The organism is Acidovorax sp. GW821-FHT09B03 (assembly GCF_059418305.1).
This window is the reverse complement of the sequence record NZ_JBWKPP010000011.1, coordinates 151,736-178,182: the sequence shown is the minus strand read 5'-3', so window position 1 is coordinate 178,182 and position 26,447 is coordinate 151,736. Positions and strand designations below refer to the sequence as shown.

The following is a 26,447-nucleotide window of genomic DNA, read 5'->3' as shown; positions in this document are numbered from 1 at the left end:
CCTCCAGGCTGGGTGAGCGTGCACTGCGAGAGGATTCGCAGACCCGCCGTTGGCACTTACCCGGTCCTTGGCGAGGGCATGCCCTGCTTTTGACCGTGGCTCCATGCTATTTTTGGAGGTCGCCGCTGGCGCTTCTTGTGCGCCGCAACATGCTGTAGGACGCGGGCTACAGCGTGAAAGGTTCAAATCACGAACATGTTCTCGGGCTGCGCACGCGCCACGGGCGCCACGAAGCCCGCCACCCAGCCCGGCAGCTCCTGGGCCGGCATGGGGCGGGCCAGAAAGTAGCCCTGCCCGATGTCGCAGCCCAGGGCCGCCAGCTGGTCCCAGTGCGCCTGGGATTCGATGCCCTCGGCCACCACCTTGCGGCCCAGGTCGTGCGCCAGGTCGATGGTCGAGCGCACGATGACCGAGGAGGCCTTGCTCACCGACATGTCGCAGACGAAGGACTGGTCGATCTTGATGTACTCCACCGGCAGTTGCTGCAGGTAGCTCAGCGATGAGTAACCGGTGCCGAAATCGTCGATGTACAGCGCGATGCCCTGGTCGCGCAGCGCCTGCAGCACGCGCAGGGCGCGCTCGGGCTCGCCCATGACGGTGGTTTCCGTGATCTCCAGCTCCATGAGCCCGGGCGCCAGGGGCCAGGCGGCCTGCAGCTGGCGTATGGTCTGCAGCAGGGATTCGTCGCGCAGGTTGCGCGCGGACAGGTTCACGGCAATCGGCAGGGCCACCCCCTTGGCGGCCCACCCATGGTTGAGCCGCAGGCTGGCTTCCATCACCCACTCGGTCAGCGGCTTGATCAGCCCCGTGTGCTCGGCCAGTCCGATGAAGTCGCCCGGCATGAGCAGGCCGCGCTCCGCATGGCGCCAGCGCACCAGGCCCTCGGCCCCGCGCACCTGCCCGGTGACCATGTCGATCTTGGGCTGCAGGTACAGCGCCAGATCTCCGTTCTCGATGGCACGCCGCAGCTCGCCCGCCATCTGCAGGCGGTGCGCCTGGTTGCGGTGCTGGCTCTTGGCCGGGTCGAAGACCACATGCCCGACCCCGGCCTTCTTGGCCTGGTGCACCGCCGTGTCCATGTGGCGGTACAGGTCGTGCGGGGTTTCTCCATGCGCCGGGAACAGGGCCACCCCGGCCGTGACCGAGACTTCCATCGAGATGTCGGCAATCGGAAACGGCTGGGCCAGCACGGCATCCACGGTGCGCACCATGGCCACCGCGGCCTGCGCATTGCACTGCGGCAGCAGGATGGCGAATTCATCACCGCGCAGCCGCCCCACGGTGGCCGATGCGGGCACGGCGTGGACCAGGCGGGCACCGACCTCCTGGAGGATCTGGTCGCCATAGCAGAAGCCCAGGGCGTCGTTAATCTCGCTGAGCCGCTCCACATTGGCCTGCAGCACCGCGAACGGCTGGCCGGCGTTGATGGCGGACACCAGGATCTCGGTGAACTGTGCTTCGTTGGGCAGTCCGGTGAGGGTGTCGTAGCGGCGCATCTGCTGCATGGCCTCCTGCACCCTGGCCTGCTCGCTGCGATGGCGCAGCGTTGCCACACCAAAGGCCAGGTCATCGGCCGACTCGGCGAGGAAGGTGATCTCGTCGGGCTCGAACATCTTCGGCCGGTTGCTGTAGATAGCCAGGGCGCCGATCACCTCGCCATCCACCCGCAGCGGGCAGGCCAGTACCGAGGCCGCGGCCGGCATGCCGGCCAGCCAGGCCGGGCCGTCCAGGCCGGGCGGCTCCCCGCCCTGCCCCACGCTGGCCAGCCCCGAACGGAACGCATCCCCGAGCACGCCCTGGCCCATGTCGCCCGCCTGCCAGCGGGCGTTCAACGCGCGCAGCCAGGGCTGCGCCCTCGGGTGGGCGCTTTCGGCCACAGGCACCAGCAGGCTGCCCGCAGCCGCATCGGCCGGGCGGCACCACACCACGGCCATGGCATAGCCCCCTGCCGTGACGATGGCCTCGCACATGCTGGAGAGCAGGTCCTGCTCGTCCACGGCACGCAGCATGGTGCGGTTGCCGGCGCTCAGGGTCTTCAGGGCCCGGGTGATGTGCTCCAGGCGCTGCACATGGTCTTCCAGCTCGGCGTTGAGCGCCAGCACCTTGTCCTCGGCCTGCTTGCGCACGGTGATGTCGGAGCCCAGCACGTAGTAACCCTGGATGCGCCCGCTGTCGTCGCGCTTGGGTATGCATTCGATGGCCTGCCACATGCCGGGAACAGGCTGCCAGTCGTAGCTTTGCCGCTCGCCCTGCAGCACCCGCTCGATCATCGGCGCAGCATGGGCATAGCGCTCTTCGCCGATGATCTCGCGCACTGTGTGCCCCCGAACCTCGTCGCGGTCCGGTGCATACAGCGCCTTGTGCTGCGCGTTGACGTACACATAGCGCTGGTCGACATCCACAAAAGCCAGCACCGCCGGCACGCTGTTGATCACGCTGTAGAGGTGGTCTTCGCTGGCACGCAGCTGCGCCGTGCGCTCCTGTACCCGCTGCTCCAGCAGCGTGTTGGCGTCCACGATCAGGCGCTGGGCCTGGCGGGCCAGGCTCTCGTCGCGAAACACCAGCACCACACCCGTCACCTCGCCGGCGCTGTTGCGGATGGGGGCCGCACTGTCGGCGATCGGGCACTCCGTGCCATCGCGGGCGATCAGGGTCGTATGGTTGGCCAGCTCATGGACCACCCCGGTGGCCAGCACCTGGGCCACGGGCACCACCGCCTGCCCGCGCGTGATCTCGTTGATGATGCGGAACACCACGTCGATGGGCAGGCCGCGCGCCATCTCGAAGGTCCAGCCGGTCAGTTGCTCGGCCACCGGGTTCATCCGCGTCACGCGGCCTTCGGTGTCGGTGGCCAGCACGGCATCGCCAATCGACTGCATGGTGGTGGCCAGGCTCTCCTCGCTGTCCGACAGGGCGCGCTGGGCCTGGCGGGTTTCGCGCAGCTGGCTCTTGATCAGCGCATAGGCGCCCGCCAGCAGGGCTGCCAGCACCAGCACCGCAATGCCATTGGCTGCCAGCAGCAGGCGGCGGGTGCGCAGCTGCGCTTCGGTGCGCTCGCGCAGCAGTGCGGCCTCTTCGAACTCCAGGCCGCGCAGCAGTTCATGGATGCGGTCGCGCGTCTTCTGCAGCGGGGCCGTGGCCACGTAGGCGTTGGCGGCCTCCTGGCCCTGGGTCTTGCGCAGCATTTCCACGCGCCGCGAGATGGCCAGCCGCTCGTCCACCATCTGGCGCAACAGGGTCCAGCGCTCCTGCTGCAAGGCGTTGTCGGCGGTGAGCTGGCGCAGCTGCGACAGCATGGCTTCGCGGGCCTCGGCCGCCGCGTCGCGCTCGGTGATGTGCGCGGGGTCCCCGGTGACGCGGAAGCTCTGCGTGCTCAACTCGATCTGCAGGGTGTTGGCACGGATATGGGCCACGTTGCCCAGCACCTGGTGGGTGTGGGCCACCCAGCCGGTCGCCTCCTCGGCATCGTCGGCCAGCTTCCAGCCCATCACGGTGACGCCGGCCACCACTGCAGCGGCAGCGATGAACGCAGCCAGGACCTTCGTTTCGAAGCTCGAGCGCAGAAGCAATGGGCCTCCCTCCCCCCTGTTATGCCAGGATGGACCATTCTTACACCCGACCGCCCCTCGGCGGTAGCAAAAAATTACATGCCGGGAAGTGGCGGTCTTGTCCTACAAGCCGGCCTAGGTGTAAACGCTTAAGACGACGGTGCCGCCCTCGCTCCAGCGCGCGCGGGCCCACCGGGCACCTCGCCAGCCCAGGGCAAGGTGAAGCGAAATGAAGCGCCGGGCGCCGTTGTTTCCACCAGCGTGATGCGGCTGCCATGCAGTGCCAGGATGCGGTGCGCAATGCGCAACCCCAGGCCGCCGCCGCGCCGCGCGCCCCCCATGGCGAAGGGGCGCTCGAACAGCCCCTCGCGCAGTTCCGGTGCAATGCCAGGCCCGGTGTCCTGCACCTGCACGGACAGGGCATCGCCCTCCCGGGCCAGCAGCACCGTCACGGTGCCGCCTGGCGGTGTGTGGCGCAGGGCGTTGTCCAGCAGGTTCGTCAGCACCCTTTCGACCAGGCCCAGGTCGGCATGCACGGGCGGCAGCTGCGGCGCGATGTCGGCCTGCAGCGCCACCTGGCGCTCCTGCGCGCCGAGTTCGAACTTCTGGAACACATCCTGCACCAGGTCGGCCATGGCAAAGGGCTCGGCCTCGGGCTGGACGAAGCCGTATTCGAGCCGTGCCAGCTCGAACAGGCTCTGCGCCAGCGTGCCCACCTTGCGGCTCTGGTCCAGCGCAATCCCCAGGTAGCGCTGGCGCTCGGCCGGCTGCAGAGTCGCGTCCTTGAGCAGCAGGGTCTCCAGGTAGCCATGCAGCGAGGACAGCGGCGTGCGCAGGTCGTGCGAGACGTTGGCGATCAGTTCGCGGCGCTCCTGGTCCTGGCGGCTCAGCACCTGCCATTGCTCGCCGATGCGTACCACCATCTGGCGGTAGGCGCCATCGAGCACCGCGATCTCATCGCGGCTGTCTGGCGTTGGTGGTGGTGGCGCCACGGCCGGTACGGGCGGCCGTGCACCGGTCATGTCGAAATGGCGCACGGTTTCGGTCAGGTGGCGCAACGGCCGCGTGATCAAGGTGAAAGCCACCAGGCCCGCCGCCAGGCACAGCAGCGCGACCATGGCGATGGACCACAGCGCCGTGGTCAGCACCGCATTGGTCGAGCCCTGTGCCGCCACCAGGTCGTGCGCTTCGCCGAGCAGCACCACGTAGATGAAACCCACGTCGCGCCCATGCACGCGCAGCGGCGCGGCGCTGAAGACCTTGCGCCCATCGGTGCTGCGCGGGTCGTCGGCCAGGATGGGCAGCGGCGCGCCATCGATCATGCGGCGCAGGGGCGCCAGATCCACCCGGTCGCGGCGCAGCCGGCCCTCGGGTGCTGCATGGCCGGCAATCTGCCCGTCGGGCCCGAGCAGGTACACCTCCACGCTGGGGTTGACCACCATGAGCTGGTTGAACAGCTTGCGCACGGCGTCGGGCATCAGGCCGTCGGCATCGGTGAGCTGGGCATCGCGGGCGATGCTGGCGGCCAGGTCGCGCGACAGGCCCTGCACCACCTCCAGCTCGTGCATGCGGTTGGAGCGCACCTGCATCCAGGCCGAGGTGCCGCTGCACACCAGCAACAGCACGGCGAACACCAGCGACAGCCGCTGGGTCAGGGTGAGCCTCATGGCGCGCCCTCGGGGCCGGCGAACTTGTAGCCGCGCCCCCAGACGGTGAGGATGCGTGCCGGCTGCGCCGGGTCGGCCTCGATCTTGGCGCGCAGGCGGTTGATGTGGGTGTTGACCGTGTGCTCGTAGCCCTCGTGCTGGTAGCCCCAGACGGCGTTGAGCAGGTCCATGCGCGAGAACACCTTGCCCGGCTGGCGTGCGAAGAAGTACAGCAGGTCGAACTCGCGCGGTGTCAGGTCGAGCGGCTGACCCGCCAGCCGTGCGTCCCGCGCCACCGGGTCCATGGCCAGGCCGGCCACCGACAGGCTGCCTGCCGCGGCCCGCGCGTTCTGCGCCATGGCCTCTGCCCGGCGCAGCAGGGCGCGCACGCGGGCCACCAGTTCCAGCACCGAGAACGGCTTGGGCAGGTAGTCGTCGGCACCGATCTCCAGGCCCAGGATGCGGTGCACCTCGCTGGCCCGGGCGCTGATGATGATGATGGGCACATAGCGCGCCATGGCGCGGGCGCGGCGGCAGATTTCCAGGCCATCCACGCCCGGCAGCATCAGGTCGAGCACCAGCGCATCCCAGTCACCGCCGCGCTCCAGCTGCGCCAGGCCGTCGTCGCCCCGGGCGCAGTGCACCACCAGCAGGCCCTCGTCGCGCAGGTGCATGGACAGCAGGTCGGCGATGTGGGCGTCGTCTTCGACCAGCAGCACGCGTTTGGAGGGGGGTGTGGACATTAGGGGATCAGGCGGGCCATCGGATGCCTGCATTGTGCGCAATCCGGGCCTGCCGAGTTATCACGAATTTTTGAAGTTTGCGTGAGGACTTGGCGATGGGGCCGAACCTAAGCTTCGTTCCATCTACCGACCGAGGACACCATGACCACCACCCGCCGCCATCTCCTGTTCACCGGATCCGCCAGCGCCCTGGCGCTGGCGGCCCTGTTCTCGCACCGCAGTGCGCCGGCGGCTGCAGGCAGCAGCGAGGTCTTCGAGGTGACCCTCACCGACGCCCAGTGGCGCGCCAAGCTCACGCCCGCGCAGTACGCCGTGCTGCGCCACGAAAACACCGAGCGGCCCGGCAGCAGCCCGCTCAACCAGGAGCACCGCGCCGGCACCTTCGCCTGCGCCGGCTGTGCCCTGCCGCTGTTTTCATCGAAGACCAAGTTCGACAGCGGCACCGGCTGGCCCAGCTTCTGGAAGCCGCTGGACAACGCCGTGGCCACGCGCACGGACCGCACTCTCGGCATGGCGCGCACCGAGGCGCACTGCCGCCGCTGCGGCGGCCACCTGGGCCATGTCTTCAACGATGGTCCCCAGCCCACCGGCCTGCGCTACTGCATGAACGGCCTGTCGCTCAGCTTCACGGCCGGCGCTGCCTGAGGACCGAAGCCATGCTGCTCATCCTCCTGGCCTACCTGGGCGGGGTGCTGACCATCGTCAGCCCCTGCATCCTGCCCGTGCTGCCGTTTGTCTTCTCGCGTGCCAGCCAGCCCTTTTCGCGCAGCGGCCTGCCCTTGCTGGCCGGCATGGCGCTGACCTTCGCGGCCGTGGCCACGCTGGCCGCCGTGGGTGGCGGCTGGGTGGTGGCCGCCAACCAGTATGGCCGCTGGGCGGCACTGGTGCTGCTGGCGGTGTTCGGCCTGGCCCTGCTGTGGCCGGGCTTGTCCGAGCGCATGGCCCGTCCCCTGGTCGCCGCGGGTGACCGCTTGTCGCAGACGGCCCAGGGCGATGGCCAGCCGCGCGTGGGCGCATCGCTGCTGCTGGGCGTGGCCACGGGCCTGCTGTGGGCGCCCTGCGCCGGGCCGGTGCTGGGCCTGATACTCACCGGTGCGGCCCTGCAGGGCGCCAGCGTGGGCACCAGCCTGCTGCTGCTGGCCTATGCGGCCGGCGCGGCCACGTCGATGGCGGCGGCCCTGCTGCTCGGTGGCCGGGTGTTCGCTGCGCTCAAGCGCTCGCTGGGCGTGGGCGAGTGGGTGCGCCGCGGGCTGGGCGCCGCGATGCTGGCCGGCGTGGCGGCGATTGCGCTGGGGCTGGACACGGGTGTGCTGGCCCGGCTGTCGACGGCATCCACCGGGGGCATCGAGCAGGCCCTGGTGAACCGGCTGGGTGGTGAACCCCAGGGTGGCGCCATGGCCATGAGCGGCGGCCCGTCGATGATGATGCAGGGCAGCGGCGCCATGGTGGCCGCCGCCAATGGGACCGGCCCGTCCATGATGGCGGCCAACGGCAGTGGTTCCGGGTCATTGCCCGACCAGGGCGAGGTGCCCTCGCTCGACGGCGCCGTGCAGTGGCTCAACTCCCCGGCGCTCACCACGGCCGGCCTGCGTGGCAAGGTGGTGCTGGTGGATTTCTGGACCTATTCGTGCATCAACTGCCTGCGCGCCATGCCCTATGTGAAGGCCTGGGCCGAGAAGTACAAGGACCAGGGCCTGGTGGTGGTGGGCGTGCATGCGCCCGAGTTCGCCTTCGAGCGCGATGCTGCCAACGTGGCCAAGGCCGTGCGCGACCTGGGTATCACCTACCCCGTGGCCATCGACAACAACTACGCGATCTGGCGCGCCTTCCAGAACCGCTACTGGCCCGCGCACTACCTGATCGACGCCCAGGGCCGCATGCGCTACCACCACTTCGGCGAGGGCAACTACGCCGAGTCCGAGCGCGCCATCCAGCAGTTGCTGCGCGAGGCCGGTGCGGCTGCCCCGGTGCAGGACGGTCTGGCCCAGGTGGCAGCCCAGGGCGTGCACCAGCCCGCCGACCTCAGCGCGGTGCGCTCGCACGAAACCTACCTGGGCTATGAGCGGGCCGAGAACTTCGCCTCGGCCGAGCCCGCCGTGCGCGACCGGGCCACGACCTACACCGCTCCGGCCCGCCCGGCGCTCAATGCCTGGGGCCTGGCCGGCCAGTGGACGGTGGGCGCCGAGCGCGCCACGCTGGCGGGCGGCAGCGGCGGCATCGTCTACCGCTTCCAGGCACGCGACCTGCATCTGGTGCTGGGGCCGGGTGCGGGCGGCAAGCCCGTGCGCTTCAAGGTCACGGTCGATGGCCAGGCCCCTGGTGCAGCCCATGGCACGGACGTGGCCGCCGACGGCACGGGAACGGTAACCGACCAGCGCCTGTACCAGCTGGTACGCCAGAGCGGAGAGATCCGCGAACGCACCTTCCGCATCGAGTTCCTGGATGCCCCTGTCGACGCCTACGCCTTTACGTTTGGCTGAGCAGGGCCAGGTATCTCCGCATCACACTCCCTCCACCTTCCGACAAAGGCGCTCCACCATGACAAACACCTCCCCATCTCCCAGCCGGCGCAGCCTGCTGCAGCTCCTGGCCGGAGGCGCCACGCTGGCCGGCGGCGCCTTGCTCTTCCAGAACCTGGCCCACTCGGCCGAAGAGGCGGTGGTGATCCCCCCGCCCGCGCAGGACCTGTCCGCCGGCAGCGCCAAGCTGGAAAAGGCCATCTTTGCCGGCGGCTGCTTCTGGGGCGTGCAGGGCGTGTTCCAGCATGTCACGGGGGTGCACAAGGCCGTCTCGGGGTACAGCGGCGGCTCGGCCGCCACGGCCACCTACAGCCTGGTGAGCAGCGGGCGCACCGCACACGCCGAATCGGTGGAGATCAGCTACGACCCCGCGCAGGTGAGCTACGGCGCGCTGCTGCAGATCTTCTTTTCGGTGGTGCACGACCCGACCCAGCTCAACCGCCAGGGGCCCGACACGGGCACGCAGTACCGCTCGGCAATCTTCGCGGCCAGCCCTGAGCAGGAGAAGGTGGCGCGCGCCTACATCGCCCAGCTCGATGCGCTCAAGGTATTCAAGAAGCCCATTGCCACGCGTGTGGAGAGCGGCCCGAGCTTCTTCCCGGCCGAGGCCTACCACCAGGACTTTCTGACCGAGAACCCGCGCCACCCCTACATCGTGATCAACGACCTGCCCAAGGTGGCGCACCTCAAGCGGCTGTTTGCCAGCCGCTACCGCGCCGAGCCGGCGCTGGTCAAGCGCGCGGCGTGAGTTCCGGGCCGGTGCCGCCTCAAGCGCGCCGTCCCCGCCCTTCGGCTTTTGCACGGTAGACCATGGCATCGGCCCGGGCCACCAGGCCCTGCCAGCCCTGGCCGTCCGCAGCGCCCTGCGCAACGCCCACGCTGGCACCGATCTCCAGCTGGAGCGTGCCCGTGTAGAAGGGGGCATGGGCCGCCTCGACGACCTTGTCGGCCACGGTATCGGCATGGGCCTTCTCGCGCACGCCCGAGAGCACGATGGCGAACTCGTCCCCACCCAGCCGCGCCACCGCGTCGGTGGGACGCACGGCGGCCTGCAGCCGCGCCGCGAACTGGCGCAACACCTCGTCCCCGACCGGGTGCCCGTGGGTGTCGTTGATGGGCTTGAAGCGGTCCAGGTCGATGTACAGCAGCGCCAGGCCGGCCGCATCACCCTCCAGCACCTTGTGCTGCAGGTAGCGCTCGAAGCCAGCCCGGTTGAGCACGCCGGTCAGCGCATCGCGCTCGCTGAGCATGAGCAGGCGGTGCGCTTCCTCGCGGTGCTCGGTGATGTCCTGCGCCATGGCCACGAAGCCCTCCACCGCGCTCCCATCGACCCGCAGGGGGATGAAGGAGATCGCCATGTGCCGGTTGTGCGCCCGGCCCGCATATTCCTTCTCGAAGCTCACGGTCTCGCCGGCCAGGGCGCGCTGCACCCAGGGCAGGCTGCGCTGGTAGTCATCCTCTCCCAGCACCTCCTGCAGCGACCGGCCCACGACCATGCCGCGCGGCCGCCCGCACCACAGCTCGAAGGCCCGGTTGGCAAAGCGGTAGTTGCCATCGCTGCCGACTACCGCCACCACGGCCGGAATGGTCTCGGCAATGGAATGCAGGATGCTGGTCTGCAGCTGCAGCTGCTGGCGTGCCTGCACCTCGGCGGAGATGTCGCGCATCACCGCCGAATAGCGCGAGATGCGCCCCTGCGCGTCCCGGTGCGCAATCACCATATGGTCCACCGGTACGATGCGCCCGCCCTGTCCCAGCACCGTGGTCTCCCCCAGCCACACCCCGTCCCGACGCACGGCCGGCATGATCTCGTCCCTGTGGCGGCGGAGGGTTTCTTCCGTATTGAACTGCTCGTAATCGTCTCCTTGCACCGATGCACCGAGCTCCAGGCCGCGGGCACGCCGCGCGGCAGGATTCATGTATTGCAGCTGCCCACGCCAGTCGGTCTGTATGACAAAGTCGGTGGTGTTGTCGAAGATGTCGGTGATGTCGCGCAGCGTGCGCTCCGTGGCCTTGCGCTCGGTGACATCGATGCCGATGGTGAAGATGCCCTTGATGCGGCCATCGGTCCCGGTATCGGGGATGAGCTGGCTTTCGATCGTCCGGGTCTGGCTGAAGGCCTCCTCCTTGAACTCGAAGCGCTGCGCCGTGCCGCGGATGGCAGCGCGGAAGGCCTGCGCCACCGCGGGATCGTCGGGGCTGCCCAGCAGCTGGGCGCGCGTGCGCCCCAGGATCTCCTCGCGCGGCCGGCCAAAGCGCTCGCTCTGGCGCTGGTTGACAAAGCGGTAGCAGCCCTGCGCATCCACGTAGGAGATGCGCAGGGGCAGGTTGTCGGTGATCTCGCGCACGAAGCGTTCGCTGTCGGCCAGGCGCCGCTCGAGCGCCTTGCGCTCGGTGATGTCCTGCAGCGCCCCCACCAGGCGCCGCGGCTCGCCATGCGCATCATGCTCGGCCTCCCCCACCGCACGCACGCAGCGGCGGCGGCCGGTGGCCGTGACCAGCTCCAGCTCCAGGTCGAAGGCGTGCGGCTGGTCGTTGCCCTTGCCGGCCATGGCCTCCTGCAGCAGCCGTGCGGCCTCGGGCTCATAGAACGACAGCACGGAGTCCAGCGTGGGCTGGTAGTCGGGCTCGACATCGTGGATGCGGCGCATGCCGTCCGACCAGCGCACTCCCAGCGTGTGCAGGTCCAGCTCCCAGCCGCCCACGCCGGCCACCCGGCCCGTGCGCGCCAGGAAATCCTCGCTCGCCTGCAGGGCCGCCTCGGCCTGCTTGCGCTCGGTGATGTCGCGCCCCACGGAATGCAGCAGGCGCTCGCCGTCGGCCCCCAGGCGCACCTGGTTGGTCCAGGCCAACCATTTTTCGGTACCGTCCGGCGTGACCATGCGGTTTTCGCCGAAGGTCACCTGGTCGGTTGCCATGATCCGCGCGATGCGCTCGCGCACGATCTCGCGGTCGGCCGGGGCCACGTAGTTGTACAGGCTGGTACCCAGCATTTCCCCGATGCCGAGCCGGAACACGCGCGGGTAGGCCGGGTTCAGGTAGACCAGGGTGCCGTCCGCACGGGCCAGCGACACCAGTTCCGCCTGCTCCTCGATCAGGCCGCGGTGCTGGGCCTCGCTCGCGGCCAGGGCTTTTTGGTAGCGGCGCTGCCCGGCCAGCAGCAGCACGATCTGGATACCGCAGAGCAGCACGAACAGCACGAGGGCGGTTACGGTCCAGGTGGCCAGGCGCCGGCTCTGGACACTGCCCTCGGCCACGGCCAGGTTCAGGCGGTCGCGTTCGGCGCGGATGGCGTCCAGCACGGCATGGACGTGGCCGCGCGCCTGGTCCATGTAGGTCGCCCCCATGTCGGTGCGCACCAGGCGCAGGGCTTCGTCGGGCGAGCCGACGTCATGCACGCGCAGCGTCTCCTGCAGCTCGGCGAGCTTGAGGCGGATGGCTTCGCGCGCCTGTGCCGCGCGGGCCGGCACCTGGGGGTCCTGGAGCGGGATGCCCTCCAGGCCCTTGAGCTGGTCGGGCATGCGCGTGAGGGCCGCATGGTAGGGAGCCAGGTAGCTCGAATGCCCCGTGAGCAGGTAGCCGCGCTGGCCGGTTTCTGCATCGCTGAGCGACACCAGTACCGTCTGCAGCATGCGCAGGCGGTTTGACAAATCGGCCTGGAGCGTGGCACGCAGCCGGTTTTCGTCCGCCTGCCGCGCGAAAAGGACGGTGCCTGCCACCAGCGCCACCAGCGAGAGGGCGAGCGCCGCCGCGGTCAGGTACAGCCGCCTGCCGGTCGCAGGCACGCGTGGCTGGAGTGCCAGGTCCATTGCTTCCCACTCCTTGTCGTGTTGGCTCTGTCCCACCCTGCGGCGTGCGGATGGCGATATTGACTGGGATCGTAGCCAGAAAACGCAGGGTTTCGGCTCATGTGAAGCGAGGATGGCGCGGCATCGGGCCATGCCACCGGCGTGTCGGCTCCTTCACCTGCACCTGGACGAAACCAATTCGGCACCAACCAGTGCCGAAGCGGCACACCTCGCGCCGCATCGGATGTAACCATGGGTAACCCAATTCACCGACAGGAATGCCCCCATGGACACGATGATTTTGCAGAAAGTCCGAACCATTGTTTCAGTGCAGGTGCTGGCCCTGTCCAGCATGGCTGCCTGCGCACAGGACTACCCCTGGAAAGCCATCACCCTGGTGGTGGGCTACCCTGCAGGCGGCAGCGTGGACCTGGTGGCACGGGCTGTTGCGCCTGGGCTGTCGCGCCGCCTGGGCCAGCCCGTGAACGTGGAAAACATCCCCGGCACCAGCGGCGCCCTGGCCGCGGCCCGGGTGGCACTGGCCGAGCCGGACGGGCATACGCTGTTGCTGGGCTCGCCGGCCGAGGTGGGCATCAACCACCTCGTGAGCCGCCGACGCGATGGCTACAACCCGCTCAAGGACTCCACGCCCATCGGTCTGATCGGCAGCCAGCCCCTGGTACTGGTGGCCAGCAAGAAGACGCCGGTGGCCAGCATCGACGAATTCCTGCGCGCCACCGCCGAGGCGCCCGAGGCCATGCGCTACGCCTCGTCGGGCATGGGCACGCCGCTGCACCTGGCGGGAGAGACCATCCGCCAGCAGTCGGGCGTGCGCATGGCGCACGTGCCCTCGCGTGGGGCCGGGGCCATGCTCGCCAACCTGGACGGCGGGAATGTGGACTTCGCCGTGATGGTGCTGTCCAGCGCCCTGCCCCATATCCGGGACGGCAAGATCAAGGCCATCGGCATCACGGAGCCAGAGCGTTCCGCGGCTGCGCCCCAGATCCCCGCGCTGGCCGAACACGCACGCTTCAAGGGAGTGGATGCCGGCGTGTGGTTTGGCCTGCTCGGCCCCGGCAAGCTGCCGCCTGCCACCACCAACCGCCTGCGCGAGGGCCTGCGGCAATTGCTGCAGGAGCCCGAGCTGCGCAAGGCGCTGGGTGCCGCCGGCCTGACCATGATGGACGGCACGGATTTCGCGCCCTTCCTGCAGGCGGAGATCCAGAAATTCAGGCGCGTGGTGGAGTTCGCCAACATCCGCAACTGAGGAGCCGCTATCCTCCGTCTCCTGCGTTGCCGGTGATCGGCAGCACGATGCCGGTGATGTAGCTTGAGCAGCAAGGCGCTGCCAGGAACACATAGGCCGGCGAAATCTCCTCGGGCTGGGCCGGGCGCCCCATGTGGGTGCTGGCACCGAACTGGGCAATGTCCTCGGGCGTCTTGTCGGCCGGGTTGAGCGGGGTCCATACCGGGCCCGGGGCCACGGCGTTCACGCGGATGCCCCGGTCGGCCAGGTTGTGCGCCAGGGCCTTGGTGAAGGCGTGGATGGCGCCCTTGGTGGCCGAGTAGTCGAGCAGCTCCTTGCTGCCGCGCAGGCCCGTGACGGAGCCGGTGTTGATGATGGCATCGCCCCGGTGCAGGTGCGGCAGCGCGGCCTTGGCCATGTGGAAGTAGCCGTAGATATTGGTCCTGAAGGTCTCGTCGAAGCGCTCTTCGGTGAGGTCTTCGAGCGTGCTCGCATGCTCCTGGAAGGCCGCATTGTTCACCAGCAGGTTGAGCTTTCCGAAGGCCTTGACCGCGCGGTTCACCGCGCTGGCGCAAAAGCGCGCGCTTTTGACGTCGCCCGAGATGGCGATGCAGCGCCTACCCTCGGCCTGCACCAGTTCGCAGGTGCGCCGGGCGTCCTCGTGCTCGTTGAGGTAGGCGATGGCCACATCGGCCCCCTCCCGGGCGAACAGCACGGCCACGGCCCGGCCGATGCCCGAATCGCCGCCCGTGATCAGCGCCGACAGGCCTTCGAGCTTGCCGCTGCCATGGTAGTGCGGCGCCTCGAAGCGCGGCGGCAGCGACATGCGCGCCTCGATGCCGGGCTTGGCGAGAGGCTGGCTGGGCAGCGGGGTGCCCGGCTCGGCACGACCGGGGCCGGGTGCCACGGCCTTTTTCCTGGGCTGCGCAGGCTTCTTGGCGGAGGATGCCTTCTTTTGGCTTGCGTCCTTGGCATCCTGCTCGGCCTGGATGCGTTTTTGCTTGTTGGCGGTCTGCTCCGCGGCGGATTTCTTCATGCACCCTCCCCTACTTGAGCCATCTGCGCTGTGGTTTGGGTTGCACGGTGACGTCCACCGTCTTGTGCACACCGGGCTGGCCGGTGGCAGGGTCGGTCTCGACCACGTCCTCCAGGTCGATGTCCTTGACCTCCGAGTTGGTCTCCTCTTCCAGGTCTTCCAGGATGTTGTCGATCTTGCGTTCGGCCTTGTCGACTTCGGCTTTGGGGAGCGGGGTGATGCGCATGGTGCTACTCCTAGGGGAATGCACCATTCTTGCCAGCCCACCACCGCCCGCCTGTCATCCATTGCCGACGATAAGCTGTCCTCTTGTGCCGACAGGCACACCTCAGAAATCGACCCTGGCCGACAACTCGAAGCTGCGCTGCGGCGCCAGCAGCACCTGGCTGGTGGCCCGGCCGGCGTAGCTGGCATAGAGCTTGTCCGTCAGGTTGCGGATGCGAAAGGTCAGCAGCGCCGGTTTGAGGCGGTAGCTGGCCGCGATGTCGGCCGTAGTATGGCCGTTGATGCGGATCTGGTTGGCGTTGTCCGTGTACATCTTGCCGGTGTGGTTGACGGACAGCAGCAGGTTGAGCGGCAGGTCCTTGAAGCGGTAGCTGGCAAACAGATTGGCCACGCGCTCGGGCACATTGGGCGGGGTGTTGCCCACGCGCGAGACGCCGCCCGCCTCGACCAGCGAGTCGAAGCGCGCATCGAGCGCTGCCACATTGCCCGACAGCGTGAGTTGCTTCGTGGCGCGCCATGCGGCGGAAAGCTCCACCCCGCGCGAGGATTGGCTGCCGTTGTTCACCGTGAGGTTGGCGTTGTTGGCATCGCGCGAGAGCACATTGTCCAGGCCGATGTGGTAGGCCGCTGCCGTCCATTCCACATCGCCCGTACTCTGCTTGAAGCCCACTTCGAACTGCTTGCCCTTGGACTGCGGGAAGACCGCATTGCCGGCGGACAGCAGGAACAGCGAACCCACGGGGATGGTGGCATTGGTGTACTGCGCATAGACCGACGATTCTGAAGACAGGTCGTACACGGTGCCCAGGCGCACCGAGTTGGCCGTGTATTTCGTGCCGAACGCGCTGAACGTGCCCAGGTTCAGGTCGGTCACGCTGCGGTCCACGTCCACCCGGTCGTGGCGCAGGCCGCCGACCAAGGTCCAGGCTTTCGTCAGCTTGAGCGCGTCTTCGGCAAAAACGGAGCTGCTGTGCACGTCCGACGTGAAGTTGGTGCGGTTGCCGCCGCCGGCCATCAGGGCCGGGTCGTCGTTGTAGGTCCCCACCGCAGGATCGAACAGCGGCACGCGCAAGGTGGCATTGGTGCTGGCCGAGCCGTTGGAAAAGCGCCGTGTGTTGTCGAAATCGGTCTTGCTGACCTCGCCGCCCACGACCAGCTTGTTGGCCAGAGCGCCGATGCGGCCTTCTTGCGAGGCGTCCAGCCGGTTGGCCAGGTAGCGCTGGTCGTGGGCGATCAGGGTCTGGTCGCGCGTGATGGAGCCAGGTGCGGTAAACACCGCGCTTTCCGAATTGCGCCACAGCCGCTCCACCTTGTTGGCCGTGAATTCGTTGCGCAGCGTCCATTCGGGCGTCACCCGGCTGGTGATGCGCGCGCGCAGCCAGTAGGCCTCGGACTGGTTGCGGTCGTCCAGGATGTTGTAGTTGCTCTGCGCGACGCGCCGGTCGATCACCCGGCCGTCGGGCGTGCTGACCACGCGGGTCGGCTGGGTGGCCAGGCTGGCCGGGATCAGCGGCGTGCCCCAGTAGGCATGGCCCTCGTCGCGCGCATAGTCGAAGGACAGGTCGAGTCGCGTGGCACGCGCCAGGTCGAAGGACAGGCCCGTGGTCAGGTGCTCCAGCTGGTCGCTGGTGCGGGCGATGGTGCCCACGCGCGTATCGTTGCGGCTGTAGTCGAGCCGGTAGGCCCCGGTCTCACCCAACGCACCGCCCAGGCCCACGGCGGCGCGGGTCGATCCGTAGCTGCCGTAGGACAGCAGGGCCTCGCGGCCCGGGTTGTTGCGGTCGGGCCGCTTGGCCTGGAAGTTGACGATGCCGCCGATGGCGCTGTCGCCCTGCAGCACCGAGGCCGGGCCCTTGAGCACTTCGATGCGCTCGTAGTTCCAGGTGTCCTCCACCCGGTTGGTGACACCCGCGCCCGACATGCGCACCCCGTCGTACAGGTAGAGCACATTGGTGAAGCCGCGCAGCGACAGGGTGGTGGGTGCCGAAGGCGGGCCGCCACCGGCCATGCCGGCGGTGCTGCGCAGCGCCTCGCTCAGGGTGCGCGCGCCGCGCTCCTGCATCAGATCCTGCGAGAGGATCTCCACCGAGGCCGGCGTTTCGCGCAGCGTGAGGCCCAGGCGCGAGGCGCTGCTGCTCTTGTTGGAAAGCTGCAGGCTGCCCTCGTCCCGCCCGGCCTGGATGTTGACGGCCGGCAGTTCGGCCTCGGTAGCCTGCGCCAGCGCGCCCTGCATGGCGGCCGCCGCGGCCAGCGCGACGGCGCTGCGTTTGAATGAAGTCATGGTGTGTTCCTGAAGTGTTGACATGGGGATCGGGCTCAGACCACGCGGTAGCGGCGCAGCCGCCAGCCGGCCAGCGCCAGCAGCACCAGCGTGGGCAGCAGCAGTTGCAGCACCGTGCGTGCGGCCTGGGCCTGCACGGCGCCCGCCTGCTCCTCACGCCAGTGGAAGGCGGGGATGCGCGGGAAGTCGGCCTCGGTGAGGGCCAGGCCGCCGTCGATGCGGGGGTAGAAGAAGTCCTTCCAGGCCTGGTGGTAGCTGGCCACCTGCGCCAGGAACCAGGCGTTGCGGCTGTGCCCCGTGCCGGCCAGCGCGGTGATGCCCTCGTAGGCCACGGCCGCGGGCGACAGTGCGCTGAAGCGCGCCACCAGCGCCTGCTGGCGGGCCTGCTGTGCATCGAAGCGTGCCAGTTCGGGCTTCAGGGTCTCGTCCACCTGGCGCTCTATGCGGTAATTGGCCATGGCCCGGCCGCTCATGGGCAGGCGGCCGCCCCGGGGCACCAGTGTCTCGGGCTGGTCCACGTGCGTGTAGTCGGTGGCCAGCAGCGCCGCGTTGTGCGACATGGCCTGCGCCGTGACCACCCGGGTGCGCGCTGCCAGCTCGGCGCGCGAGGGCGCCGGGCCGGCCTGGGTCACCGCGATGTTGAGCAGCACGGGCGCCACCAGCACCAGCACCACCCAGCCGATGACCAGCACCATGGCGTTGGTGGCCGACGACCAGCCGAAGGCATTCACCGCCACCACCGCCGTGAACCAGAACAGCGCATAGGCCCCCACCACCAGCGCCCACCACAGGGTGGCGCCCGGCGCGGCGAGCGCCTGGGGCCGGGCGATGAGCAGCACCGCCAGCGGCACCAGCACCGCAGCCCCGAGCAGAGCGGCCGCGCGCACGGCGATCTTGGCCGCCACCAGCGTGGGCAGGGCCAGCGGCTGGGACAGCAGCAGGCGCAGCGTGCCATCCTCACGCTCGCCCGACAGCAGGTTGTAGCTGAGCGCGAAGATCAAGAGCGGCAACAGGTAGACCACGACGAAGGCCAGGTCGAAATGCCCGCTCTGCAGGTGCCAGGGGTTCTCGATGTCGTTGTTGTGCAGGAAGTTGACCTTGCTCTGGTGCGTGACCTTGAACTGCGCCGGAAACAGGTCGGTCTGGCCCAGGGCCACAGGGGCCAGCGCTGCGCTGGGCATCACGGCATGGTGAGCGCCCAGGCCACCCGCCATGTTGGCGGGGTTGGCCGGGTTGCCGAAGGGCGTGGGCAGCTCGGTGCCGGCCATGATGCGACCCAGTTGCGCCCGCTGGCCGGCGCGTGCCTGGCTGTCGGCTGCCACCAGGGCGGCCTGTGCCTGGTCGCGCTGGCGCGTCTGCAGCATGCCGTTGAACAGCGCATAGCCCACGAGCAGCAGGAACAGGCCGCCCACCAGCCACAGGCTGCGGTCGCGCAGCAGCAGGCGCAGCTCCTGCCGGGCGACCAGGCGAAAGCGTTGGAATGGGGAAGAGGGGTTCACCAATGTCTCCTACAGCGCCCGCTGCCGCGCCACGGCAATCCAGGCAAAAGCCACGGCCAGCGCCAGGCTGGCGCACAGCACCAGCGCGCTAGCTCCGCCCCGGGCCAGGGCCCAGCCGGCGCTGGGCGCGTGGTAATCGAAAGCCGGCACCCGCGCCCACAGGGAGGGGCTGGCCTGGTAGGCAAAGTGCTGGTGGCCCAGCGGGTCGGCGTGGTCCACCAGGTCCTGGCTCACGGTGTCCTGGATCACGCGCCGGTGGCGCTCGGCCGCAGTGGTGAAATCGCGGTGGTGCGCGAAGTCGGTGCCCGCCATGGCGCTGGAGAAGCTGCGCATCGCCAGCAGCGGCAGCAGCAGGCCGCCGGCCTCCTGCACGGCCTGCTGCTGCTCCCAGGTGTCCCACAGCCGGCCGAAGTGGCGGTCGTACACGGCGTAGCTGGCCTGGTCGTCGAGCTTCAGCGCCCTGCCCCATTGGTTCAGGGGCACATCCTTGCTCCAGCGCTCGGTGGTGCCGAAGGCCTGCATCCAGGTCGTGTCGGAGGTGGCCTTGAGGTCGGCCGCCAATGCCTGGTTGAATGCGAGCCGCGTCGGGCTGGGAAAGATGGCGCGCGAGAGCTCGGACAGCACGCGCGGCGCCACCACGGCATTGGCGATCCACAAGGCCAGCAGCACGGTGATGGCCACGCGCGAACTGCGCGAAGCCGCCGACACCCCGAGCGTGGCGAAGACGAAGATGGCCAGGTACAGCGCATAGCCCAGCGCCAGCCCGCCAAAGCGCAGCAGCGCGTCCAGGCGCTCGCCGCTGCCGGCGGACAGCGCCACGGCCGTGGCCGCGACCAGCCCGGCCGGTACCAGCAGTACCCCCAGGGCCCCGCCCAGTGCCAGCGCCTTGCCCCACAGCAGCCGCAGCGGCGGAACGCCCAGGCTCAGGGTCTGGCGCAGCATGCCCTGCTCGCGCTCGCCCGCAAAGGCGTTGAAGCCCAGCACCACCACCAGCAACGGCCCCAGCACCTGCAGGATCCAGCCCACCGAGAGGTCGCCGAAGCGCTGCAGGCCGGTGGCGTCCTGCGCGGGGCGGAATTTCACCTCGCTCTGGCGGTGCGCCTGCAGCCACACGGTGCTGCCGATGTAGGGGTTGATGCCCGCGTCCAGCAAGGCCAGTGCCGCGTCGGGCTTGAAGGCGTGCATGCCCTGGTGGGCGGCATCGTGGGGGTGGCGCGCGCCCTGGCGCAGCCAGTCCTGGTAGTCGGAGTTCTGCGCGGCGGCCTGTTCGGCCCGCGCCTCGCGCTGGTGGCCCCACCCCACGGCCAGGGCCGTGAGCAGCAGCAGCACGACGATGCCGCCCGCCCAGTAGAGGCGCCCGTCGCGCAGGCGCTCGCGCAGGTCCTTGGCGGCGATGAGCGCGATCATGCCGTGCCCCGCATGTGCTGCAGGTACAGCGCCTGCAGGTCGGTTCCACTGATCTCCCGGCCATCGAGGCTCTCGACCAAGCGGCCCTGCTTCATGATGCCGATGCGGGTGGCCGTCTGCCGGGCGTGGAACAGGTCGTGCGTGGTGGCCAGGATGGCCACGCCCGCCTCGCTGGCGCGCTGCAGCAGGCTGGTGAACTCGGCGGCGGCGTGCGGGTCCAGGCCCGAGGTGGGTTCGTCCAGCAGCAGGGCCTTGGCCTCCTTGGCCAGCGCCACGGCGATCCAGATCTTCTGGCGCATGCCCTTGGAGTACGCGGCCACGCGCTTGTCGGCCGCGCTGGCATCCAGCCCTACCTGGGCCATCAGCTCCAGCAGGCGCGTGCGCGGCGGCGCCTCACCCAGCGCCAGTGCGGCGAAGTAGCGCAGGTTCTCCAGCCCGGTCAGCGTGCCGTAGAGGTTGACCTGTTCAGGGATGTAGGCCCGGTACTGCTTGGTGGCCACGGGCTCGCGCGTGACGTCCACCCCATGCACCAGGGCCTGGCCGCCATCGGGGGCGATGAAGTTCAGGAACAGGTTGACCGTGGTCGTCTTGCCCGCGCCATTGGCGCCCAGCAGGCAGTAGATCTCGCCTGGTCGGATGCACAGGTCGAGCGGGTGCAGGGCGGTCTGGTCGCCGTAGCGTTTGGTCAGGCCAATGGCTTCGAGCACAGGATGTCCTTCGGTGAAAGATGGGGAAATGGAGGGCACAGGCTGGCGCCGGCCCAGGCAGGTCGTTGACCGGCCGTGGCCTCTTCGGGCAGGTTCAGCTCAGGCGGGCGCCGGGTGTTCCACCCGTTCCCATGGGGGAAACGGGTCGCTCAACAAGCGCCAGCGCTCCGGGGGCAGGCGGCGCTCCGCATCGGTCAGCTGGGCGCTGCGCACGGCCTGCTCGATGGCGCCCTGGTCCAGCCCGATGCCGATGAACACGATCTCGTTGATGCGGTCGCCCCAGGGCTCCTGCCAGCGCCGCTCGATGGCGCGGCGCTCTGCACTGCCGGGCGGCGGCAGGTCTTCGGGCCTGGACGCCGCCCACCAGTGGCCCACCCCCTCCACCGTGGCCCGGTTGCCAGCGCGTGAATAGGCCACGGCCCATTGCGGACGGCTGGCCAGCCAGACATGGCCCTTGGCGCGCAGCAGTCCGGGGATCGGCGCCTCGGCCAGCGCGGCAAAGCGCGCCGGGTGGAAGGGCTCGCGCGAGCGCAGCACGAAGCTCGCGATGCCGTACTCCTCGGTCTCGGGCGTGTGCTGGCCCGCCAGCTCCCTCGCCCAGCCGGGCATGGCGCTGGCACGCTCCAGGTCGAACTTGCCGGTGCCCAGGATGCGCGCCAGCGGCACCTGGCCGCGCTGCGCCACGACGATCTCGGCCACGGGGTTCAGGGCCTTCACGGCCCCCATCACTGCCAGCAACTGGTCGGCATCCACCAGGTCGGCCTTGTTGACCACCACCACGTCGGCAAACTCGATCTGCTCGGCCAGCAGGCCCGCCAGGGTGCGCTCGTCGCCCTCGCCTGCTGTCTCCCCGCGCTGGGCCAGCAGATCGGCGCTGGAATAGTCGGCCAGCAGATTCGCGGCATCGACCACCGTGACCATGGTGTCGATGCGCGCATGGTCGCTGAGCGACTGGCCGTTCTCGTCCCGGAAGTCGAAGGTGGAGGCAATGGGCAGCGGCTCGCCCACGCCGGTCGATTCGATCAGCAGGTAGTCGAACCGGCCCTCCAGTGCCAGCTTGCGCACCTCCAGCAGCAGGTCTTCGCGCAGGGTGCAGCAGATGCAGCCATTGCTCATCTCCACCATCTTCTCTTCGGTGCGCGACAGCGCTGCACCGGCGTTGGCGGCACCACGCTCCAGCAGCGAGGCATCGATGTTCACCTCGCTCATGTCGTTCACGATGACCGCCACGCGCAGCCCTTCGCGGTTGGCCAGCACATGGTTGAGCAGTGTGGTCTTGCCCGAGCCAAGGAACCCGGAGAGAACGGTGACGGGCAGGAGTGAAGTGGTGCGCATGATCTTTAAATGATAATGCGTTATCAATATCAATTGCAACCGGGTGCAAGAAAAATGCGGCGGCCCTGGGTGCGGGCTTTACAGGAGGCTGCGCCCACACCCAGGGGCAGCACCTGTGCGCACATTTTTTTCACTGATAATTGGTTATCAACAACAAGCCCTGCGGCACCGCCCCCCCCATGGAACGATCCACCCGGCAGCGCGCCGCCATCCTGGCGGCGATTGCAGAGGCCCAGCGCCCCCTCACCCCACAGGAGGTGCTGGACAGCGCGCGCGAAGCCGTGCAGGGCCTGGGCATGGCCACGGTCTACCGCAACATCAAGGCCTTGCTGGAGGATGGATCGCTGCAGGCGGTGCAACTGCCGGGCGAAAGCCCGCGCTACGAGCCGGCCGAGCACGGGCACCACCACCACCATTTCCAGTGCACGGTGTGCTCGCGCGTGTTCGACGTGCACGACTGCCCGGGCGACCTGGCCGGCATGGCGCCCAAGGGTTTCACGGTGGAGCGCCACGAGCTGACGCTGTATGGCCGCTGCGCGGACTGCGCGAAGGCGGCCGCCGCGGCCCGCTGATCGGTTTCAGGCCGCCTGGTACAGCGTCACCACGCAGGCCCCGCCCAGCCCCAGGTTGTGCTGCAGCGCCGTGCGGGCGCCGGGCACCTGCCGTTCCTGCGCACTGCCGCGCAGCTGGTGCGTGAGCTCGTAGCACTGGGCCAGGCCTGTAGCGCCCAGCGGGTGGCCCTTGGACAGCAGCCCGCCCGACGGGTTGGTGACCACCTGGCCCCCATAGGTGTTGTCGCCCGCATCGATGAAGGCCGCCGCGCCGCCCGGCGGGCACAGGCCCAGGGCTTCGTAGCCGATGAGCTCGTTCTGCGCAAAGCAGTCGTGCAGTTCCACCACGTCGAGGTCCTCGGGGCCGATGCCGGCCTGCGCGTAGACCTGGTGCGCGGCCGCTTCGGTCATGCCGTAGCCCACCAGGCGCATCATGTCGTGGCGGTCGAAGGTGTCGGGCCGGTCCGTGGTCATGGCCTGGGCGGCGATGAACACGTCGGTGCGCAGACCATGGCGCCTGGCAAAGGCTTGGGACACCAGCACCGCGGCCGCAGCGCCGCAGGTCGGCGGGCAAGCCATGAGCCGGGTGAGCACGCCGGGCCAGAGCATGGGCGCGTTCATCACGTCATCGACCGACAGCTCCTTGCGCAGCAGCGCCAGCGGGTTGCGCGCCGCATGCCGGCTGGCCTTGGCGCGCACCTGGGCAAAGGCTTCGAGCGGCGTGCCGTACTGGCGCATGTGGCTCTGCCCGGCCCCGCCGAAGTAGCGCAGCGCCAGCGGCAGTTCGGGCATGCCGACCAGGGCCTCGGCCTCGCGGTCGAAGTCCCCGAAGGGGCTGGGCCGGTCGTTGAACACGGTGCCGATGGCGCCCGGGTTCATCTGCTCGAAGCCCAGGGCCAGCACGCAGTCGGCCGCGCCGCTTTCCACCGCCTGGCGCGCCAGGAACAGCGCCGTGGAGCCGGTCGAGCAGTTGTTGTTGACGTTGAAGACCGGTATGCCCGTCATGCCCAGGCCGTAGACGGCCTTCTGGCCGCTGGTGGAGTCGCCGTAGACGTAGCCCACGTACGCCTGCTCGATCGCGCCGTAGTCGATGCCCGCGTCCGTGAGGGCCAGCCGCCCGGCCTGCGCGGCCATCACCGGGTAGGGTTCGCTGGCGCCGGGCTTGGCGAAGGGCACCATGCCCACACCCGCGATGAATGCCTTGTGTGACATGGAAGGCTTTCTCAGCGCGCCAGCACGGTGGCGCGGATGTCCTTCTTGAGCACCTTGCCCACCTTGGAGCGCGGCAGGTCGGGCCAGATCTCCACCTGCTTGGGCGCCTTCACGCTGCCGATGCGCGCCTTGGTGAAGGCGATCAGCTCCTCGGGCTGCACCGTGCGGCCCGGCCGCAACTGCAGCACGGCCACCACCCGCTCGCCCCATTTGTCGTCGGGCAGGCCGATGACGGCGCTGTCCTGCACGTCGGGGTGTTGCATCAGCGCCTGCTCGACCTCGACCGAGTAGACGTTGAAGCCGCCGGTGATGATCATGTCCTTGGCGCGGTCCACGATGTAGAGAAAGCCGTCGGCATCCACCCGGCCGATGTCGCCCGTGTGGTGCCAGCCGCCCTGCCCCGCCTCGGCCGTGGCCTCGGGGTTCTTGTAGTAGCCCATCATCACCAGCGAGCTGCGCACCACGATCTCGCCGGTCTCGCCGCGCGGCAACAGCCGGCCTTCGCCGTCCATGGTGGCCACCTGCACCAGCGGGCCCGGCCGGCCCGCGCTGGACAGGCGCTCACGCGCCACCGAGCCATCGGCGTGGAAATGCTCGCGCGGCGCCATCATGGAGATCATCATCGGCGCCTCGGTCTGGCCGAAGAGCTGGGCCATCACCGGGCCGATGGCCGTGAGCGCCTCTTCGAGCCGCGCCGCCGCGATCGGCGCCGCCCCGTACCAGAAGCACTGCAGCGAATCGAGCCGCGTGCTGGCCAGCTTTTCGTGCTGCAGCAGCATGTAGATCAGCGTGGGCGGCAGGAAGGTGTGCGTCACCCGGTGCCGTTCCACCAGCACCAGGAACTCGCCCAGGTCCGGCTTGGGCATGATGACCACGCGCCCGCCCAGGGCCATCACCGGCAGGCACAGCACGCCGGCCGCGTGGGTGAGCGGCGCCAGGGCCAGGTAGACCGGCCGGCCTTCGAAGGGGTAGCCCATCAGGGTGAGGGCGGACATGGTCTCCAGGTTGCGGCCCGAGAGCATCACGCCCTTGGGCTGGCCTGTGGTGCCACCGGTACCGGCGATCATGGCCAGGTCGTCCACGGGGGCGATGGCCACAGGCTCGTCGCCCACGCCCTGCACCCATTCTTCCCACGAAGGCGCCCAGCCCAGGGCCGCGTCCAGGCAGACGAACTGGCGCACCTTGGGCAGCTGCGCGCGCATCTGCTCCACCATGGGTGCATAGGCGCTGTGGAAGATGAGGCAGCTGCAGTCGAAGGCGTCGAGCACGAAACGGTTCTCGGACGCCTCGTTGCGCGGGTTCACCGGGCACCACACGGCGGCCGCGCGCGAGATGCCGAACACGCAGGCAAAGGCCAGGGCATCGTTGCTGGAGAGCACGGCCACCTTGTCGCCGGGCGCGATGCCCGAACGCTGCAGCGCCCTCGCCACCCGGTGGCTGGTGCGCTGCACCTCGCCATACGAGAGGTCGGCCGTGCCCATGGTCAGGCACGGCGCGTCCTCGCCCAGCATGGCCCCCTTGTCGAGGTAGTCGATCAGGCGCATGGGGGCGGCCTGCTCAGTGCTGCACCGTGAGCACGGGCGGCTGCACCAGGCCGAAGCTGCGCAGCACGCCCAAGAGCTCGTGGTGGCCGAAGGCCTGGCAGCCCGAGGCAAAGCCGACGCGGCGCGGGGCCTGCTGCAGCAGGTGGGCCGCGGCATAGGCCTGCATCAACCCGGTCTGCTTGTAGTTGCAGTTGCCATAGATCACGCAGTGGGCGCGTGCCAGCGGCCCCGAAGCGTGCACCGAATCCACCGACTTGTTGATACGCGGGTTCTCGCGCGGCGGCATGGAGCCCATGACGGCTGCGGCCGTCTGCGCCAGGGCGGCGTAGCGGTCCTCCTCGTTCATGCCCTCGGTGGCCTTGAGCGCGGCGGCCACGATCTGCGGCACGCCCAGCATCAGCGGCTTGTTGAACACGCCGCCCAGCACCTTGACGTTGGCCACGCGCGGGTCCTTCTTGAACCACACGGGGTGCGAGGTGCCGCCCCAGGGCAGCGCCAGTGCTGCCTCGTGCTGACCGGGAATGGCCAGGCTGTACAGCCCGGCATCGGGCTGCCACTCCACGTACTGGTTCTGCTCCAGGTAGTAGGCCTTGGACGTGGCGGCATTGACCAGGATGGTCTGGGTGGACGCCACCGTGGGGCTGCCGCCCCAGAACACCGCGATGTCCAGGGTATCGAGGCCCGGCGTCTCCAGGCACAGCTGGGCGGCGATCTCGCCGGTGGTGTACATCTGCGCCAGGCCCGGCGACAGCAGCAGGCCGGCGGCTGCGAACTTCGGCCCGTACTCGGCCTCCAGCGTGATGAGCCAGTCCTGCTCGCCCGTGGTGTCGGTGTAGTGGCACTTCGTGGCCAGGCAGGCCTGCACCACCTCGTTGCCGAATTTGGCGAACGGGCCCACGGTGTTGAGCACCACACTGGCGCCGTCGAACAAGGCGCTGAGCGCTTCCACCGTGTGCGCCACTTCCACCACCTCGTAGCTGGCGGTTTCGATGCCGGGCACGTGCGAGCGCATCGCCTCGTCGAGCTTTTCCTTGCTGCGGCCGGCCGCGATGAAGGGAATGTTGTACTCGCGCAGGTACTCGCAAACCAGCCGGCCGGTGTAGCCGGAGGCGCCGTAGACCACGACGGGTTTCTTGCTGCTGTTTTTCATGTGCTTGTCT

19 protein-coding genes are annotated in these 26,447 nt (G+C 69.2%); 5 read left to right on the top strand and 14 right to left on the bottom strand.

The features are described from left to right. Nucleotides 1-182 precede the first annotated feature (182 nt). From AC07PA_RS20070 to AC07PA_RS20060, 3 genes are all read right to left on the bottom strand, one after another. A complete protein-coding gene (locus AC07PA_RS20070) occupies nucleotides 183-3,569 on the bottom strand; it encodes an EAL domain-containing protein (protein WP_494607041.1) in 3,387 nt (1,128 codons plus the stop codon). A 128-nt stretch (nucleotides 3,570-3,697) separates the two neighbouring features. After that, the gene (locus tag AC07PA_RS20065) at nucleotides 3,698-5,215 is read right to left on the bottom strand and encodes a sensor histidine kinase (protein WP_494607042.1); all 1,518 of its coding nucleotides are present in this window, start codon (nucleotides 5,213-5,215) and stop codon (nucleotides 3,698-3,700) included. Beyond that, nucleotides 5,212-5,937, bottom strand: coding sequence for a response regulator transcription factor (locus AC07PA_RS20060; protein ID WP_035205058.1), 726 nt, complete (start codon nucleotides 5,935-5,937; stop codon nucleotides 5,212-5,214). The genes AC07PA_RS20065 and AC07PA_RS20060 overlap by 4 nt, the downstream gene beginning before the upstream one ends. A 141-nt stretch (nucleotides 5,938-6,078) precedes the next feature. On the opposite strand from AC07PA_RS20060, the gene msrB reads away from it, so the two are divergent. From msrB to msrA, 3 genes are read left to right on the top strand one after another with little or no spacing between them, the layout of a single operon-like run. Beyond that, nucleotides 6,079-6,582 carry a peptide-methionine (R)-S-oxide reductase MsrB gene (gene msrB / locus AC07PA_RS20055; RefSeq protein WP_007857571.1) on the top strand — a complete coding sequence of 168 codons (504 nt, stop codon included), beginning with the start codon at nucleotides 6,079-6,081 and terminating at the stop codon, nucleotides 6,580-6,582. Between the two features lie 11 nt (nucleotides 6,583-6,593). Then, nucleotides 6,594-8,417: a cytochrome c biogenesis protein DipZ gene (locus AC07PA_RS20050; RefSeq protein WP_494607043.1), complete on the top strand. Its 1,824-nt coding sequence runs from the start codon at nucleotides 6,594-6,596 to the stop codon at nucleotides 8,415-8,417. Nucleotides 8,418-8,475: 58 nt separating this feature from the next. Further along, entirely contained in the window at nucleotides 8,476-9,204 is a 729-nt protein-coding gene (gene msrA, locus AC07PA_RS20045; protein WP_494607045.1) for a peptide-methionine (S)-S-oxide reductase MsrA, read from the top strand. A 19-nt stretch (nucleotides 9,205-9,223) separates the two neighbouring features. On the opposite strand, the gene AC07PA_RS20040 is transcribed toward msrA, so the two are convergent. Then, on the bottom strand, nucleotides 9,224-12,265 hold the full coding sequence (locus tag AC07PA_RS20040; protein ID WP_494607047.1) for a PAS domain S-box protein: 3,042 nt from the start codon (nucleotides 12,263-12,265) through the stop codon (nucleotides 9,224-9,226). 265 nt (nucleotides 12,266-12,530) lie between these two features. On the opposite strand from AC07PA_RS20040, the gene AC07PA_RS20035 reads away from it, so the two are divergent. Further along, a complete protein-coding gene (locus AC07PA_RS20035) occupies nucleotides 12,531-13,511 on the top strand; it encodes a Bug family tripartite tricarboxylate transporter substrate binding protein (RefSeq protein ID WP_494607049.1) in 981 nt (326 codons plus the stop codon). 7 nt (nucleotides 13,512-13,518) lie between these two features. Here the strand turns inward: AC07PA_RS20035 and AC07PA_RS20030 are convergent, their stop codons facing one another. From AC07PA_RS20030 to AC07PA_RS20000, 7 genes are all read right to left on the bottom strand, one after another. Then, on the bottom strand, nucleotides 13,519-14,526 hold the full coding sequence (locus tag AC07PA_RS20030; protein ID WP_494607051.1) for an SDR family oxidoreductase: 1,008 nt from the start codon (nucleotides 14,524-14,526) through the stop codon (nucleotides 13,519-13,521). Nucleotides 14,527-14,536: 10 nt separating this feature from the next. Then, on the bottom strand, nucleotides 14,537-14,752 hold the full coding sequence (locus tag AC07PA_RS20025) for a hypothetical protein (RefSeq protein ID WP_494607053.1): 216 nt from the start codon (nucleotides 14,750-14,752) through the stop codon (nucleotides 14,537-14,539). Between the two features lie 102 nt (nucleotides 14,753-14,854). After that, complete coding sequence (locus AC07PA_RS20020; RefSeq protein ID WP_494607055.1) at nucleotides 14,855-17,032, bottom strand: TonB-dependent receptor; 2,178 nt, start codon at nucleotides 17,030-17,032, stop codon at nucleotides 14,855-14,857. Nucleotides 17,033-17,067: 35 nt separating this feature from the next. Continuing rightward, complete coding sequence (locus tag AC07PA_RS20015; protein ID WP_494607057.1) at nucleotides 17,068-18,531, bottom strand: ABC transporter permease subunit; 1,464 nt, start codon at nucleotides 18,529-18,531, stop codon at nucleotides 17,068-17,070. A 9-nt stretch (nucleotides 18,532-18,540) separates the two neighbouring features. Continuing rightward, nucleotides 18,541-19,938 (bottom strand): ABC transporter permease subunit, encoded by a 1,398-nt coding sequence (locus AC07PA_RS20010; protein WP_494607059.1) that lies wholly within the window; start codon nucleotides 19,936-19,938, stop codon nucleotides 18,541-18,543. Then, entirely contained in the window at nucleotides 19,935-20,645 is a 711-nt protein-coding gene (locus tag AC07PA_RS20005) for an ABC transporter ATP-binding protein (protein WP_494607061.1), read from the bottom strand. Before AC07PA_RS20005 ends, AC07PA_RS20010 begins: the two co-directional genes overlap by 4 nt. A gap of 99 nt (nucleotides 20,646-20,744) precedes the next feature. Further along, nucleotides 20,745-21,980: a GTP-binding protein gene (locus AC07PA_RS20000; protein WP_494607063.1), complete on the bottom strand. Its 1,236-nt coding sequence runs from the start codon at nucleotides 21,978-21,980 to the stop codon at nucleotides 20,745-20,747. 179 nt (nucleotides 21,981-22,159) lie between these two features. Here AC07PA_RS20000 and AC07PA_RS19995 point away from each other — a divergent pair, with 179 nt between their 5' ends. Next, entirely contained in the window at nucleotides 22,160-22,552 is a 393-nt protein-coding gene (locus AC07PA_RS19995) for a Fur family transcriptional regulator (RefSeq protein ID WP_494607065.1), read from the top strand. Between the two features lie 6 nt (nucleotides 22,553-22,558). Here the strand turns inward: AC07PA_RS19995 and AC07PA_RS19990 are convergent, their stop codons facing one another. Genes AC07PA_RS19990 through AC07PA_RS19980 form a run of 3 tightly spaced genes read right to left on the bottom strand, consistent with a single transcriptional unit; the run spans nucleotide 22,559 to nucleotide 26,437 of the window. Then, complete coding sequence (locus tag AC07PA_RS19990) at nucleotides 22,559-23,743, bottom strand: lipid-transfer protein (protein ID WP_494607067.1); 1,185 nt, start codon at nucleotides 23,741-23,743, stop codon at nucleotides 22,559-22,561. 11 nt (nucleotides 23,744-23,754) lie between these two features. After that, nucleotides 23,755-25,287, bottom strand: coding sequence for an AMP-binding protein (locus AC07PA_RS19985; RefSeq protein WP_494607069.1), 1,533 nt, complete (start codon nucleotides 25,285-25,287; stop codon nucleotides 23,755-23,757). A 13-nt stretch (nucleotides 25,288-25,300) separates the two neighbouring features. After that, entirely contained in the window at nucleotides 25,301-26,437 is a 1,137-nt protein-coding gene (locus AC07PA_RS19980) for a DUF5938 domain-containing protein (RefSeq protein ID WP_494607071.1), read from the bottom strand. Nucleotides 26,438-26,447: the final 10 nt, after the last annotated feature.